The following is a 15,175-nucleotide window of genomic DNA, read 5'->3' on the forward strand; positions in this document are numbered from 1 at the left end:
AGTCATTGTTTATATCACTTGAAATCCTAAAGCATACGGATCGTCCTCTGTATCTATAGTAATTGTATTATGTCCGTAAATTTTTGCCCAGCCTTTTACACTTGGAATAATAGCCAACTTTCCGTCTAGGCTTGTTTCTTTTTCCACCCGACCAATAAATTTGCTACCTATAAAACTCTCATGAATAAAATCTTCTCCAACTTTCAATTTCCCTTTGGCATATAATTGTGCCATTCTAGCTGAAGTTCCTGTTCCACACGGACTTCTGTCAATAGCTTTATCTCCGTAGAAAACAGCATTTCTACCGGAAGAAATTTTATCTATAGGCGTTCCTGTCCAAAGTAAATGAGTGACATCTTTAATAGTTTTATTTTCTGAATGAATAAATAGATTGGGATATTTTTGATTGATTCGCTGTCTAATAACTTGAGAAAACTGAATAATTTTTGATGCTGAGAACGCCTGAATCCCTGAGAAATTTTCTTGCGGATCTATAATGGCATAATAATTCCCTCCGTAGGCAACATCGAATGAAATTTCTCCCAATTCCGGACAAGCAACGGTTAAATCCTGAGCTGCTAAAAAACTTTTTACATTGGTTATTTTCACCCAATCTACTTTGCTTCCGTTTTGATGATATTCAATCTCTATCACACCAGCTGGAGCTTCCATTCTAATTTTACCTGGAATTTTAGGACTTACTAAACCTTCTTCAATAGCTATGGTAATGGTTCCAATAGTTCCATGTCCGCACATTGGCAAACACCCTGAAGTTTCTATAAATAGAATGGCAAAATCGTTTTCTGGATGGTGGGGTGGAAACAAAAAACTTCCACTCATCATATCGTGACCTCTAGGTTCGAACATAAGACCTTTTCTAATCCAATCGAATTCCTTGAGGAAGTACTGACGTTTTTCGCTCATATTATTTCCAATCAATTCTGGAGCACCTTGTGTTATAACCCTTACGGGATTACCACAAGTATGAGCGTCGATACAAACAAAAGTCCTTTTACTCATTTTTTATTCTCTGAATATAATTATTTACACGAGCTTCCATAATGGCCAGGGTTACGGTACCTTCACCCAAAATTACTTCGTGAAACTCTCTAATATCAAACTTATCTTTTAATTCTCTCTCAGCTTTTTCACGTAATTCTCTAATTTTTATTTCACCAATTTTATATGAAATGGCTTGTCCTGGCCAAGAAATATACCTATCGGTTTCTGTATGAACTTCGTGCATAGACAAAGCTGTATTTGAAGCCATATAATCAATAACTTGCTGTCTTGTCCAACCTTTAGCATGAATGCCAGGATCCACAACTAATCTACAAGCTCTCCACATTTCGTAGGTTAACTGTCCAAACTTTTCATAGGGAGTTTGGTATATTCCCATTTCATCCGCTAAGTATTCAGAATACAAACCCCAACCTTCTCCATAAGCTGATAGATATAAATTTCTTCTAAATTTTGGAATAGAATCTCCTAATTCATTATTTAAAGAAATTTGTAAATGATGTCCTGGAACAGCTTCATGAGCTGTTAATGCAGGAATGGTATACAAAGTTCTACTTGGTAAATTATAGGTGTTTACCCAATAAAACCCAGCTGTTTTAGCGTTGTGGGATCCAGAATATCTACCACTTGTATATTTAGGAGCAATGGCAGCAGGAACCGGAACTACTCCATAAGGTTTTCTTGGTAAAGTTTTAAAGTATTTTGGCAGTTCGCCATCAATTCTTTTTGAAATATCTCGAGCAAACATCATTAACTCTTTAGGTGTTTTTGCATAAAACTGAGCATCGGTTCTAAGAAAATCTAAAAACTCTTCAAAGCTTCCTTTAAAACCTAAATCGGAAATAATTACTTCCATTTCGGCTCTAATTCTCGCTACTTCTTTTAATCCTATTTGATGAATATCTTCGGCCGTATATTGATTACTGGTCGTAAAATAATTAATTCTATTCTGATAGAATGCGTCCCCATTTGGAATGGAAACAACACCTAAGTCATCTCTTGAATTTGGAAGATATTCGGTTTCAAAGAAGTTCTTAATTTTTCTATATTGAGTTATTACATCGTTTTCTATCTGGGTTTTTGCAACTGCCAAAACACTGTCTTTTTGATGACTTGTTAAATCTTCTGGCAACTTTTTAAAAGGCGCATAAAACTCGCTCTCCTTATAATCTGCAACAAGGTGTTTGCTATAAGAAAAACTATAATCCCCAAAAACAACAGCAGGTTGCGCCATGCCTTCTTTAATACTCTCTCTTAAAATTGCTAAATTATAATCTACCTTTTTAGGCAATTCACTTAACTTGTCTAAATAAGATTTAACCGCTTTATAATTAGAAAAAGTAGTTTCTGCCATCTGACTTAAATTCAAATGAAAAGCAGATTCCGAAGTAATAGTATTGAGATACGTTTTATAGGTATTAGAATCGATTTTATCCTGCAGGACAAAACGTAAAAGGTCTAAGGAGATTTGCTCAGATTCGCTCAAAGATTCTTCATTTATATTTAAAAGCTGCTGCTGAAGTTCTTTGGCAAAATTGGCTTCCTTCTGATAGAATTTAGCTGTATTTTCAACCGACTCATAAGGTTCAAAATCGTACTTTCTTTCAGTTTCATAGGTTTTTATAACATCCTCTAAAAAGACTTCTGAAGATTTTTTTTCAGGCGTATCTTTCTTACAAGCCATAAGACTTACAAAACAAAGACCTACTAAGTATGTTAAAACTTTCATGGAATTAGATGCTGTCTGTAGATGTTTTATTATTGATTAAACGTGAAATCTGCAAGGGATTTTCGTTTTTTAATTCGTCTGGTAATAAACTATCGGGCCAATCTTGATAGCTAAATGGTCTTACCCAACGTTTTATAGAGTGAATGCCTACAGCTGTAAAGCGGCTATCAGTCGATGCTGGATAAGGTCCGCCATGAACCATAGACGGACAAACCTCAACTCCTGTTGGAACACCATTGTAAATAATACGTCCAACTCGGTCTTGAAGCGCCTCTATAACTTGAACATAATCACTAACTTCCTCTTTTTCGGCAATTAGAGTTCCTGTTAATTGTCCTTCAAGTTTGGAAATAATCTGTTCTAACTGTTCCTTATTTTCACATTGAACGACCATAGAATAGGGTCCAAAAACCTCATGATGTAAGCTCGTATTTTTTAAGAACGTAGCTCCTTCTACCGTAGTTATTGTCTGTCTGGCATAATTGCTTTTTACCTGATTATCAAAATCGGCAACAACGGTTAAATCAGCTTGAGAAAGAGCTTTTTGTTTATTGGCTTCATAAGCATTAATAATATTTGGATGTAACATACAGGAAGGCTCAATTTTTACAATTTCGTCAGATAAATTTTGAATAAAACTCGAAAGAGCGTCTCCTTTTATCCCTAATAATAATCCTGGGTTTGTACAAAACTGCCCTGTTCCCAGAGTTATAGAGCCGGCGTAAGTTTTAGCTAAAGCCTCTCCTCTATTCTTTAAAGCATGAGGCAAAATAATTACAGGGTTAATACTTCCCATTTCGGCAAAAACAGGAATGGGTTCTTCACGTTTGGCGGCTAAATTGTATAAAGCTCGGCCGGCACGAATACTTCCTGTAAATCCAACAGCTTTTACACCAGGATGAGATACTAATTGCGTACCTACTTCAATGCCACTACTGTTTAAATTTGAAAACACCCCATTTGGCATTCCAGTTTTTTCAGCTGCTTTTATAATAGCCGAAGCTACTAATTCTCCTGTTCCGGCATGCATGGGATGAGATTTTACAAGTACCGGACATCCAGCTGCCAAAGCTGCAGCTGTATCTCCTCCAGCCGTAGAATATGCCAAAGGGAAATTACTCGCTCCAAACACTACAACAGGTCCTAATGGCACTAACATTTTTCTAATATCAGATTTTGGCATGGGTTTTCTATCCGGTTGTGCCGTGTCAATACTTGCTTCCACCCAAGAACCTTCGTTTAATAATTCGGCAAAAGCCCTTAATTGCCCAACAGTTCGTCCTCTTTCTCCCATGGCTCTCCCTTGTGGCAAACCAGTTTCGGAACAGTAAATGTCAATTAATTGAGAATCTAATGCTAATATTTCGTCTGCAATGCTGTTTAAAAATTCAGCTTTCTTCTTTCCCGAAACATTCCTATAAACTTTAAATGCTTTTGTGGCAAGATTAACCGCTTCATCTATTTCTTCTTTTGTTGCTTCCGTATAAATAAGCGGGTTTTCAATGTTTAATTGCGGATTAAAAGTTTTATATGTCTTACCTGCCTGGTTCCCTTGTGCTGAAAGTTGATTTCCTATATAATTTTTTCCTGTTATCATAATCTCCTTTTATTCCTCTAAATAGGGAGGTTTTTAATTTATTCTTTATGTCTTCACCACTAATAATTTTATAAATACGCGAGTAAAAACTACTTCCATTTGCTATATATATTATAAAACAATTATTAGAGGTCTGTTAAAGGTAAATAATTAGCTTATATTTCTTTTAAGTTTATAGGTTTTTATAATCTGGCAAAATGGGTCTGTTTTTAAGGCATTGTTCAATAACTCGTAATACCTGTTTCCGTTCTTCTCCAATTAGAGGAAGTCTGGGGGCTCTAACGTTTTCAGATCCAATTCCTGTGGCTACTTCTGCCAGTTTAATATTTTGAACTAAGCGTGGCACAATATCCAATTCCAACAAAGGCATAAACCATCTATAAATCTCTAAGGCTTCTTTAATTCTACCTGCTTTTTGCAATTCGTAAATAGCAACTGTTTCGGCAGGAAAAGCACAAACCAATCCAGCAACCCAACCATCGGCTCCTATTAATAAACTTTCTAAAGCAATAGTATCAACACCGGTCATTATTTTTAGTCTATCTCCAAAATTATTTTTAATTCGGGTAATATTAGTAGTATCTCTGGTGGATTCTTTAACTGCTTCTACATTATCATATTTCAATAATTGATCAAACATCTGCATGCTTATTTTAACCTTATAATCTACCGGATTATTGTAAATCATAATAGGCAAATCGGTATTTGTAGCGACAGATTTAAAAAACTCTACCGTTTCTCTATCGCTGGAAGTATAACGCATAGGCGGTAACATCATCAATCCTTGAGCTCCGTCTTCTTCGGCTTTATGCGCTGCCTCAATGGCGGCTCTTGTGGTTTGTTCGGCAATATTAATAAATACGGGAACCTTGTCTTTAACTAAATCGACAGCTGTACGTGTTAAGCTACGTTTTTCTTCATCCAACAAGGTACTTGCCTCGCCTAATGTCCCTCCAAGCACAATTCCATGAACACCGGCTTCTAATTGCGCTCTAATATTAACTTCAAACATGTTTAAATCTAGTTCATCTGCATCTGTGAACTTGGTTGTAACTGCTGGCATAATGCCTTTCCATTGAATACCCATAATAAAATTTGTTTTAATCTACACAAATTTAATTAAGTTTTGTACTTGACTATAAGCTATTTTTATCCAATTTATGTACTATCTTATCCTATTTTAAGTAAAAACAGAATATAATGCTTAATTTTGTATTTAAAATGAAATCTAAATAATGAAAGTCCTTCCGTTTAAAATCCCAAAACCTGAACTGGCTAACCTGGTCTATCAAGTAGATCGTGAACCTTATTTTTATGATAAATTACATCAACACGAAGACATCCAAGTAAGTTTAATTCTTCAAGGTGAAGGTACGCTGATTGCTGGTGATGCAATTAACTATTACAAAACAGGCGATATTATTGTTCTTGGGAGTCAGCTGCCTCATGTTTTTCAAAGTGATAGAGAACTAGTAGAGCAATCGCATATGCAGTCTTTATTCTTTACAGATGATAGTTTTGGTAGCGATTTTTTTAAATTAGAAGATCTAGCCGAAATACAAGTCTTTTTTAAAAGAGCACTTCACGGATTTATGGTAACTTCTCACCAAGATGAAATTAAAGCGCTTTTTAAAAAGATTGAATCTGCCAGTAAATTAGAGCGACTTATAATCTTATTAAAATTATTGAAACTACTTTCTATATGTGAATATAAAAGTTTGTCCTCTTTTATCTATGAAAAAAACTTTTCTGTGACCGAAGGAGAACGCATGAGAGATGTTTTCGATTATACCATGACTAATTTCGATAAAGAAATCACTCTAGAATCTGTAGCCGATGTGGCCAACATGACTAAAAATGGTTTCTGTAAATATTTTAAAAAATATACCAACAAGACTTATATTGTTTTTTTAAATGAATTGCGAATAGAACATGCGTGTAAACATTTATTGTCCAACCAAGATTTAACGATTTCCGATGTAGCTTATAAAGTGGGGTTTAATAATATTTCAAATTTTAACCGACAGTTTAAAAAAGTGAAGCACAAAACTCCTTTGATTTATAAACAAGAAAACCTCAAGTCTTAGCATAAAACAAGAAAAGATCCATACAAATTGTATAGATCTTTTTTTATATGAGCGATAGAAGTTTAAATATCTACTTTAACAAAACATTTTAGTTAAGCTCTAGCCAAACTTTCAATTGAAATCTACCTTTTTGAATTTGCTTAAAGTTTAATTTTAAATATGGAATTTAGCCTAAATAAAAAATCCACACTAAAAAAGTGTGGATTTTTGGTGGTGGGCGCGAAGGGATTCGAACCCCTGACCCCCTGGGTGTAAACCAGGTGCTCTGAACCAACTGAGCTACGCGCCCTTCGTAATTGGACTGCAAATATAGATATGTTTTCCATATTGCAAAAGCTTTTTTGAAAAAATTTTAAATTATTTCTGCAACTACAAAAGTACTACCTCCAACATAGATTAAATCTTTAGAATTTGAAGCACTTTTTGCTGCTTTTAAAGCCTCATTTACACTTAGATAGCTTTTTCCTTTCAAGCCAACAGACAAAAATGCGGCTTGCAATAAATTTTCATCCATGCCACGTGGCACATCCGGTTTACAGAAATAATATGTGGCATTTTTAGGTAAAATGTCTAAAATTGAATTTAAATCTTTATCATTTACTACTCCAAAAACAATATGTAGCTTATTATATATTTCTTCTTCCAACTGTGCAATCACATATTTTAACCCTTCTTTATTATGTGCTGTATCACAAATAACTTTAGGATACTCTTGTAATATGTGCCACCTGCCTTGTAAACCTGTATTCTCTACTACCTGTAACAATCCTTTTGTAATTTGATTTAAAGAGGTTTTAAAGTAGCTCTGGTTTAAAACCTGAAGCGTTTGTAAAACTGTTTTTATATTTTTCTGCTGATAATGTCCTTTTAAATCGCTTGAATATACTTCTTGGATTAACTTATCGGCAAAATAAATTTCTGAACACTTCTTTTTAGCATACGCCTTAAAGACCTGTTGGGTCTCTTTTTGGGTTTCCCCAATAACTACTGGAACACCTGGTTTTATTATACCCGCTTTTTCACCGGCAATAAGCTCTAAGCTATTTCCTAAGAACTGGGTATGGTCTAAACCTATATTGGTAATAACTGAAACTTCAGGAGTTATAATGTTTGTAGAGTCTAACCTCCCACCTAAACCAACTTCAATAACGGCAATATCTACCTCTTGCTTTGCAAAATACTCAAAGGCCATTCCGGAAGTCATTTCAAAAAAAGATAAACTTTCAGATTCTAAAAAGGCTTTATTTCTCTTTATAAAATCTATAACAAAAGCCTGACTCACCAAAACGCCATTAATTTTAATGCGCTCTCTAAAGTCTTTTAAATGTGGAGAAGTAAACAAACCTACCTGATAACCTGCTTCTTGTAAAACTGAGGCTAACATATGACTTGTAGAACCTTTCCCATTAGTTCCAGCTACATGAATGGTTTTAAATTTGTTATGTGGATTATTTAAATGTTCGGCTAGTAAATACGTGTTTTTTAAATCTGCCTTATATGCGGACTTCCCTTGCTTTTGATACATTGGGAGTTGAGAAAACATCCAATTGATAGTATCTTGATATGTCATGAATTATTGACCTAAATTGAAATTTACTTTAACAAAGCCTATTTGCCTATCTGGCGCTTTACTATCTGCACGCCATTTATGAGATAAAGCTATTTTCTTAGCCGGTTCCAGTAAGCAAGCTGCCGTATTAGTTGTGCCTTTTACGCCTGGTTTCGCTTCAATAACATCGCCGTTTCTATTGACAACAATTTCTACGATAACCATTCCGGACTCATTACAATCTTGTTTAAAGACTTTTTTAGTTGGAGTTCCTCGTCCTCTTAAACCGTAGCCAACACCTCCACTACCAGAGCCTGCTGCCCCAAAATAACTAGCAGCATACGGATCGCCATCAAGTTGCCCCTTATCTCCTGCTTTATTATCATCTCCTTCGCCTCCGGTTTCTTGTCCTTCAGATTTACTTACACCCCCAATTAAAGCATCCAGTTTTTTCTTCTTTGCTTCTTTTTCTGCTTGCTCTTTTGCTTTCTTTTCTGCTTCTGCTTTGGCTTTTGCCTCTGCTTTAGCCTTGGCTTCAGCCTCAGCTTTCGACTTAGCATCTGCTTCTTTTTTGGCTTTTGCTTCTGCCTCTTTTTTCTTTTTAATAGCAATAGACTCCTCGCTATCGTTTGTTAAAACATCTTCGGCTTTAGAGTTTGAAGCTGCAGCATCGGCCTGCTCTTGTTCTGGTTGTTTAACTGTTTCCTGTGGTTCTTTTATAACTTCCTTAGGTTCAGATTTAACAGGTTTTGTAGGTTGCACTTGACCAGATCCAAAATCTGTAGTACCAAAGTTAACAGCAACACCATATTCTTCAGGTGGATCCATATATTGAGCCCCAACAACAAAAAGCAACAAGACTATCAGCACTGCAATAAGTGCTGTAATCTTAGCCGAATTACGCTCGTGTATGGTCTCGAAATATCTCATTTATCTAATTAGGTTTTACTGCCAGAATAACTTTGAATTTATTTCTATTAGCAATATCCATAACTTTTACCACATGTTCTACCGGTACAGATTTCTCTGCCCGTAAAACTAGAGTTGGTTTGTCTTCTGTAGAAAGTGCTGCAATAAGTTCTTCTTCTAACACACTTTCTCCAACCCTTTTTTGGTCTATATAATAAGTCAAATCCTTTTTAATGCTTACGGCAACCGACTTTTTATTCTCGGTTTTTCCACTAGCTGTAGGTAATAAAATATCTATGGCATTTGTAGTTACCAAAGTAGATGCAAGCATAAAAAAGATAAGTAACAAGAAGACAATATCTGTCATAGACGACATATTGAATTCTGGAGTTACCTTATTTCTTCCTCTTAAATTCATTAAATAGGTTCGTTTAAGTGATCTAAAAATTCTAAGGAATTAGCTTCCATTTGATATACAACCTTATCTGTTTTAACCACCAAATGGTTATAAGCTATATATCCAATAATCCCTACAATTAAACCTGCAACTGTAGTTGTCATGGCTGTATATAAACCATCGGCTAAAAGTTTAATGTCAATCTGACCTCCTGAGTTTGCAATTTCAAAAATGGAAAGAATCATTCCAATTACGGTACCAAGGAAACCAATCATTGGAGCTGCTCCAGAAATGGTTGCTAACACACTTACATTCTTCTCGAGACTGTAAATCTCCAAGCGGCCTGCATTTTCAATAGCTGTATTAATATCTTCTAAAGGTTTTCCTATTCGGGTGATTCCTTTACTAATTAAACGGGAAACAGGCGAATTTACTTGCGCGCACAACATTTGAGCAGAATCTATTTTTCCATTAGATACATGATCTTTTATTTGATTCATAAAATTAGCATCAATTTTCGAAGCAGCTTTTATGGCAAATAAACGTTCAAAATAAATGTATGTGGCTACAATTAGTAAAATAAACAAGATGGTTATAATAACCATTCCAGCAGTTCCTCCGCTAGTAATTAATTCTATAATGGATAAGGTTTTTTGTACTGGTTCCCCATCTGTAAGCATCTCTGTTCCCTCTTGAACTTCTTGCAACATTGAATTTATCATAAATTATTTCTATTATTAAGTTTATAACGCAAGTTTGTATTTTAAATTATATTAAAAGATGGTTCTTGTAAACATAAAAGTTAAAGAACCAACTAAGAAGCCAATTAAGGCTAACCATGCAATATTTTTAAGGTACCAGAAAAAATCAATTTTTTCCATTCCCATAGCTACTACCCCAGCAGCCGAACCAATAATCAACATACTTCCACCAGTTCCTGCAGAATATGCTATAAAGTGCCATAGCTCGTTATCAATTGGCTCAGAAAACATTCCTAAACTGGCTGCAACTAATGGTACGTTATCAATTACTGCAGATCCAACTCCTAATAAAAGTACCACTAAGTCTGAAACACCTTCATGATGCAACTCAGTACCTAGCATGGGCATATTCTCTTGTAGGCTGGAAGCAAAATTAAATAAAATACCCAAAGATTCTAAAGCAGCAACTGCTAATAAAATTCCTAAGAAGAATAAGATACTTGGCATTTCTATCTTAGACAACGAGTAATGTACTGGACTGTGGTGTCCGTGTATATCGGTATCCTGATTAGCATCATAAGTTAAAGCAAACTTTCTGTTGCTATATACTTCTGCAAATGTAGCTACTATCCCAAGGGCTAACATCATCCCTATATAAGGTGGTAAGTGGGTAAAGGTTTTAAAAATTGGAACAGAGACAATCCCTCCTAAACCTAAATACAGCATAATAGAGCTGTATTTATCTTTTGGTTTATCGGTTCCTTCTTCTTTGCTTTTGATATTGCCTTTAAACGCTGGTAAAAATGAAGCAATAAAAACTGGCACAACCATACACAATAAAGAAGGTAGAAATAAATAAACAAATAAATGTTCTGTGGTTACTTTTTTACCAATCCAAAGCATCGTTGTTGTTACATCTCCAATTGGTGACCATGCTCCCCCGGCATTTGCAGCTATAATAATTAATCCCGCATACCAAATACGAGAATCTCTATCTAGAACAATTTTCTGTAAAATTGAAATAAGTACAATTGTAGCAGTTAGATTATCGATTATAGCAGAAAGAAAAAAGGCTAGAAAGCCAAAAATCCATAAAATACGTTTTTTACTATTAGTTTTAACGTAAGTTTTTATAGTTGAAAAGCCATCAAAATAATCAATAATTTCAACAATGGTCATGGCTCCCAATAAGAACACAATAATTTCGGCTGTTTTACCTAAATGGTGCAACAGGGTTTCTTCCATTAAATGAGTTTTCTCTTCTGTACTAAAGGTTCCAAAATTTTCAATCAGCATATGTTTCGCCGAATTGAACCATTGTGGAAAGGAGTCTATTCCTAAAGCTATTAAAGCCCAACAAATAGCCATCATTACTAAGGCCGGAATAAGTTTGTCTATTTTTAATTTATGTTCTAAAGTAATAGCCAGGTAGCCCAGTACAAAGACTAAAATAATAATTGCTTCCATTAATTTAAATTATTAAACAAGCTGTTTTAGTGCTATTTCGAATGCAGTTGCACTAATATTGGTTTTAGAATCGTTTTTATTATAAACATCCTGAATCACTTTTCTAATAGTTTCTGAAATATCATTAAAAATAGCTTCATCCGTCATTTGTACTTTCGCTTCCATAAAATAAGCGAACACACGAGCCATTCCACAGTTAGATATAAAATCTGGAATCAAACTAATATGTTTATCTGCATGCTCCATGATAGGTCCAAAAAAGATTTCTTTATCTGCAAATGGAACATTAGCACCACAAGAAATAACTTGCAAACCACTATCTATCATTTGGTCTAATTGATCTTTAGTAATTAATCTAGAAGCAGCACATGGTAAGAAAATCTCAGTTTGAATACCCCAAATTTTCTCATTAACTTCTTCAAAAGGCATAAGCTTATCAGATACTAAAGTATTGCCATCTTTTGCTAAAAATAATTCAGTAATTTCTTCAAAAGTAAATCCATCTTCGTTAATAAGCCCGCCAGAGATGTCTAAAATCCCAACTATTTTAGCTCCCATTTGAGACAGGTAAAATGCAGCAGCACCTCCAACATTCCCAAATCCTTGAACCACTACCTTCTTATCTTTTACATTACCTCCGTAAATACTGTAATATTGTTTAACGGCTTCGGCTACCCCAAAACCTGTAATCATATCAGCAATTGTATATTTCCTTTTAACACTTGGAGAGTAGTCCGGGTTTTCAATTACCTTAATAACTCCTTGTCTTAACTGACCAATTCTGTTAATTTTACCAGCTTCAGAGGCTTTAAAGTGGCCATTAAAAACACCTTCCTGTGGGTGCCAAACGCCTCCACCTTCTGTCATAGGTATTACTTCGTGAATTTCATCCACATTCATATCTCCACCGGTACCATAATAACTTTTTAACAGAGGAGAAACAGCCTTAAACCAACGTTCTAAAACACCTTTTTTCCTTGGGTCTTTAGGGTCGAAATTAATACCAGATTTTGCTCCTCCTATGGGCGGTCCCGAAACAGTAAATTTAACTTCCATAGTTTTAGCTAGAGATAACACTTCGTTCATATCTAAGCCCTTTCTCATTCTAGTTCCACCACCTGCAGCTCCTCCTCGAAGCGAGTTGATTACTGTCCAACCTTCTGCGTCTGTTTCTGGATCTTTCCAATTAAATATAATTTCTGGTTCTGTGTTTTCGTACTTCTGAAGTAATTCTTTCATGAGGTGAGATTCATTTTAAAAAAATGGAACGAGATGGAACATTGAAAATTCATAGGAAAACAAATATTCAACATATCAACATTTCATTCAGTTAGTTAATTTATAAATGTGCAAACAAATATAAAAAACTAATAGCCTTCTTAGCTAAAATTCTAGTAAATTTAATCATTAAAAATTATTCCGGAACTATGATCGTATTTTGCCCCTGTAACACTACTGAGGCAGTTGACTTCGTTTTGAAGTTTTAAGACTCCTAGAAAACCAAAAACCAAAGCTTCTTTAAATTCGACCAACGTGTTTTCTGGGATAACTAATTTATTAGTAGTCCTCTCATTAATTTTTTGGATTAAAAAATCGTGGTAGGCACCTCCACCAGTTACCAGAACCTGAGCGTGATTTTTTTTATTGATTTCTGCTGAAATCTGAATAGCTACATGCTCTACAAAGGTTCTCAAAATAGTTTCTATTGGTAAGTGAAACGAATCTATTAATGGGAATATATATTCTTTAACCCATTCTAATCCCAAGGATTTTGGAGGCTCTTTTTTATAAAAAGCCAGATTATTCAATTTGCTTAAAAGTTCTAAATTGATATTTCCAGTTGAAGCAATTTGTCCCTTATCGTCAAAATCATGTCCTAAATAAGATACATAATGATTTAAAACAATGTTTACTGGACAAATATCGTATGCTATTCTTTGCTTCTCTATGTCGGTTGAAATATTTGCAAAACCGCCTAAATTTAAACAGAAATCATACTTAGAAAACAGCAAGGCATCGCCTATAGGGACTAAAGGAGCACCTTGCCCCCCTAAAGCCACATCTTCAATTCTAAAATTACAAACAATAGGTGTTTTTAGAGCTTCATATATACTCGCCAAGTTCCCAATCTGATAGGTCACCCCTTTTTCTGGCCTATGTAAAGCTGTATGCCCATGAGAACAGATAGCATCTAAATTATCAATATTATTTTCAGTAATAAAAGCTTTAATAAGAACCGCTAAGTATAAGGTATAACTTTTGTCTATTTCCTGAAGCTCTTCTATCGAGTTAGATACCAGATTCTTGAGAGTGTTATACCATTCTTTACTATACGCTATGGTTTTGGAATTATGAATTTTATAGAACCAATCCCCCTTGTTTTTAGTAAAACTTACATCTACTAAATCCACTCCATCTAAAGAGGTTCCAGACATAACACCAACAACATGATATTCAGATTTATTCATATCCCGTAAAAATAGCAATCCCTTTTGAAAAAATGCTAATAAAAAAGTATCTTTGTGGACTTTTAAAATAATATTACAATTACAAGAAACTATGGATTTTAACCTAACAGAAGAACATATAATGATTCGCGATGCCGCTCGCGATTTTGCACAAACTGAATTACTTCCTGGTGTTATAGAACGCGATAACGCTCAAACTTTCCCAGACAATCTGGTAAGAAAGATGGGAGAACTAGGGTTTATGGGGATTATGGTAGACCCAAAATACGGTGGATCTGGAATGGATGCAATATCTTATGTGTTAATTATGGAGGAACTATCTAAAATAGATGCTTCTGCTTCTGTAATGGTTTCTGTAAACAATTCTTTGGTATGCTACGGTTTAGAAGCTTATGCTAGCGAAGAGCAAAAACAAAAATACCTTACAAAATTAGCCACCGGTGAAGTGCTTGGCGCCTTTTGTTTAAGTGAGCCTGAAGCTGGTAGTGATGCAACATCGCAAAAAACTACAGCTATAGATAAAGGAGATCACTACGTTTTAAATGGAACTAAAAACTGGATTACTAACGGAGGTCGCGCAGATGTATATTTAGTAATTGCACAAACACACAAAGAAAAAGGCCATAGAGGAATCAATGCTTTTATTATTGAAAAAGGCATGCCAGGTTTTGATATTGGACCCAAAGAAGATAAGTTAGGAATTAGAGGAAGTGATACGCATACCTTACAGTTTAATGATGTAAAGGTTCCTAAAGAAAATAGAATTGGAGAAGATGGTTTCGGATTTAAATTCGCCATGAAAACGCTTTCTGGAGGTCGTATAGGAATTGCTGCTCAGGCTTTAGGAATTGCTGCAGGCGCCTATGAATTAGCTTTAAAATACTCTAAAGAACGTAAAGCTTTTGGAACAGAAATTTGCAACCACCAAGCTATTGCTTTTAAGTTAGCCGATATGGCAACTGAAATTGAAGCTGCAAGAATGTTGGTTATGAAAGCTGCATGGGATAAAGATCAAGGCAATAATTACGATATGTCTAGTGCTATGGCAAAACTATATGCATCTCAGGTAGCTATGACGCATACGGTGGAAGCGGTTCAGATACACGGTGGAAATGGTTTTGTTAAAGAATACCACGTAGAACGTTTAATGCGTGATGCTAAAATTACACAGATTTACGAAGGAACATCAGAAATACAGAAAATTGTAATTTCAAGAGGTGTTATTAAGGATTAAGACACTCAAGTTTTAAT

The 15,175-nt window shown here is 34.9% G+C and carries 13 protein-coding genes and 1 tRNA gene; 2 read left to right on the top strand and 12 right to left on the bottom strand.

Annotated elements, in window-relative coordinates:
• Window positions 1–9 precede the first annotated feature (9 nt).
• From OS188_RS09735 to OS188_RS09750, 4 genes are all read right to left on the bottom strand, one after another.
• Window positions 10–1,020 carry a 4-hydroxyproline epimerase gene (locus OS188_RS09735; RefSeq protein WP_267148649.1) on the bottom strand — a complete coding sequence of 337 codons (1,011 nt, stop codon included), beginning with the start codon at window positions 1,018–1,020 and terminating at the stop codon, window positions 10–12.
• Window positions 1,013–2,749: a DUF885 domain-containing protein gene (locus OS188_RS09740; protein ID WP_267148650.1), complete on the bottom strand. Its 1,737-nt coding sequence runs from the start codon at window positions 2,747–2,749 to the stop codon at window positions 1,013–1,015. The genes OS188_RS09735 and OS188_RS09740 overlap by 8 nt, the downstream gene beginning before the upstream one ends.
• Window positions 2,750–2,753: 4 nt before the next feature.
• Window positions 2,754–4,346: an aldehyde dehydrogenase (NADP(+)) gene (locus OS188_RS09745; protein ID WP_267148651.1), complete on the bottom strand. Its 1,593-nt coding sequence runs from the start codon at window positions 4,344–4,346 to the stop codon at window positions 2,754–2,756.
• A 172-nt stretch (window positions 4,347–4,518) separates the two neighbouring features.
• The gene (locus OS188_RS09750) at window positions 4,519–5,433 is read right to left on the bottom strand and encodes a dihydrodipicolinate synthase family protein (protein WP_267148652.1); all 915 of its coding nucleotides are present in this window, start codon (window positions 5,431–5,433) and stop codon (window positions 4,519–4,521) included.
• A 148-nt stretch (window positions 5,434–5,581) separates the two neighbouring features.
• Here OS188_RS09750 and OS188_RS09755 point away from each other — a divergent pair, with 148 nt between their 5' ends.
• On the top strand, window positions 5,582–6,433 hold the full coding sequence (locus OS188_RS09755) for an AraC family transcriptional regulator (protein WP_267148653.1): 852 nt from the start codon (window positions 5,582–5,584) through the stop codon (window positions 6,431–6,433).
• Between the two features lie 211 nt (window positions 6,434–6,644).
• Here OS188_RS09755 and OS188_RS09760 read toward each other — a convergent pair.
• The 8 genes from OS188_RS09760 to OS188_RS09795 form a co-directional block, all read right to left on the bottom strand.
• Window positions 6,645–6,722: transfer RNA gene (locus OS188_RS09760), tRNA-Val, on the bottom strand.
• Between the two features lie 63 nt (window positions 6,723–6,785).
• Window positions 6,786–8,003: a bifunctional folylpolyglutamate synthase/dihydrofolate synthase gene (locus OS188_RS09765; RefSeq protein WP_267148654.1), complete on the bottom strand. Its 1,218-nt coding sequence runs from the start codon at window positions 8,001–8,003 to the stop codon at window positions 6,786–6,788.
• Window positions 8,004–8,006: 3 nt separating this feature from the next.
• Window positions 8,007–8,912, bottom strand: coding sequence for an energy transducer TonB (locus OS188_RS09770; protein ID WP_267148655.1), 906 nt, complete (start codon window positions 8,910–8,912; stop codon window positions 8,007–8,009).
• A 4-nt stretch (window positions 8,913–8,916) separates the two neighbouring features.
• Window positions 8,917–9,309, bottom strand: coding sequence for an ExbD/TolR family protein (locus OS188_RS09775; protein ID WP_267148656.1), 393 nt, complete (start codon window positions 9,307–9,309; stop codon window positions 8,917–8,919).
• On the bottom strand, window positions 9,309–10,010 hold the full coding sequence (locus OS188_RS09780) for a MotA/TolQ/ExbB proton channel family protein (RefSeq protein ID WP_267148657.1): 702 nt from the start codon (window positions 10,008–10,010) through the stop codon (window positions 9,309–9,311). Before OS188_RS09780 ends, OS188_RS09775 begins: the two co-directional genes overlap by 1 nt.
• A gap of 51 nt (window positions 10,011–10,061) precedes the next feature.
• Window positions 10,062–11,456, bottom strand: coding sequence for a sodium:proton antiporter NhaD (gene nhaD / locus OS188_RS09785; RefSeq protein WP_267148658.1), 1,395 nt, complete (start codon window positions 11,454–11,456; stop codon window positions 10,062–10,064).
• 12 nt (window positions 11,457–11,468) lie between these two features.
• Window positions 11,469–12,695 (bottom strand): Glu/Leu/Phe/Val dehydrogenase dimerization domain-containing protein, encoded by a 1,227-nt coding sequence (locus tag OS188_RS09790; RefSeq protein WP_267148659.1) that lies wholly within the window; start codon window positions 12,693–12,695, stop codon window positions 11,469–11,471.
• A 161-nt stretch (window positions 12,696–12,856) separates the two neighbouring features.
• Window positions 12,857–13,924: an anhydro-N-acetylmuramic acid kinase gene (locus OS188_RS09795; RefSeq protein ID WP_267148660.1), complete on the bottom strand. Its 1,068-nt coding sequence runs from the start codon at window positions 13,922–13,924 to the stop codon at window positions 12,857–12,859.
• Between the two features lie 91 nt (window positions 13,925–14,015).
• Here OS188_RS09795 and OS188_RS09800 point away from each other — a divergent pair, with 91 nt between their 5' ends.
• Complete coding sequence (locus tag OS188_RS09800; protein WP_267148661.1) at window positions 14,016–15,158, top strand: acyl-CoA dehydrogenase; 1,143 nt, start codon at window positions 14,016–14,018, stop codon at window positions 15,156–15,158.
• The last annotated feature ends 17 nt before the right edge of the window (window positions 15,159–15,175 follow it).

Source organism: Xanthomarina sp. F1114 (genome assembly GCF_026410255.1).
Taxonomy (GTDB): domain Bacteria; phylum Bacteroidota; class Bacteroidia; order Flavobacteriales; family Flavobacteriaceae; genus Xanthomarina.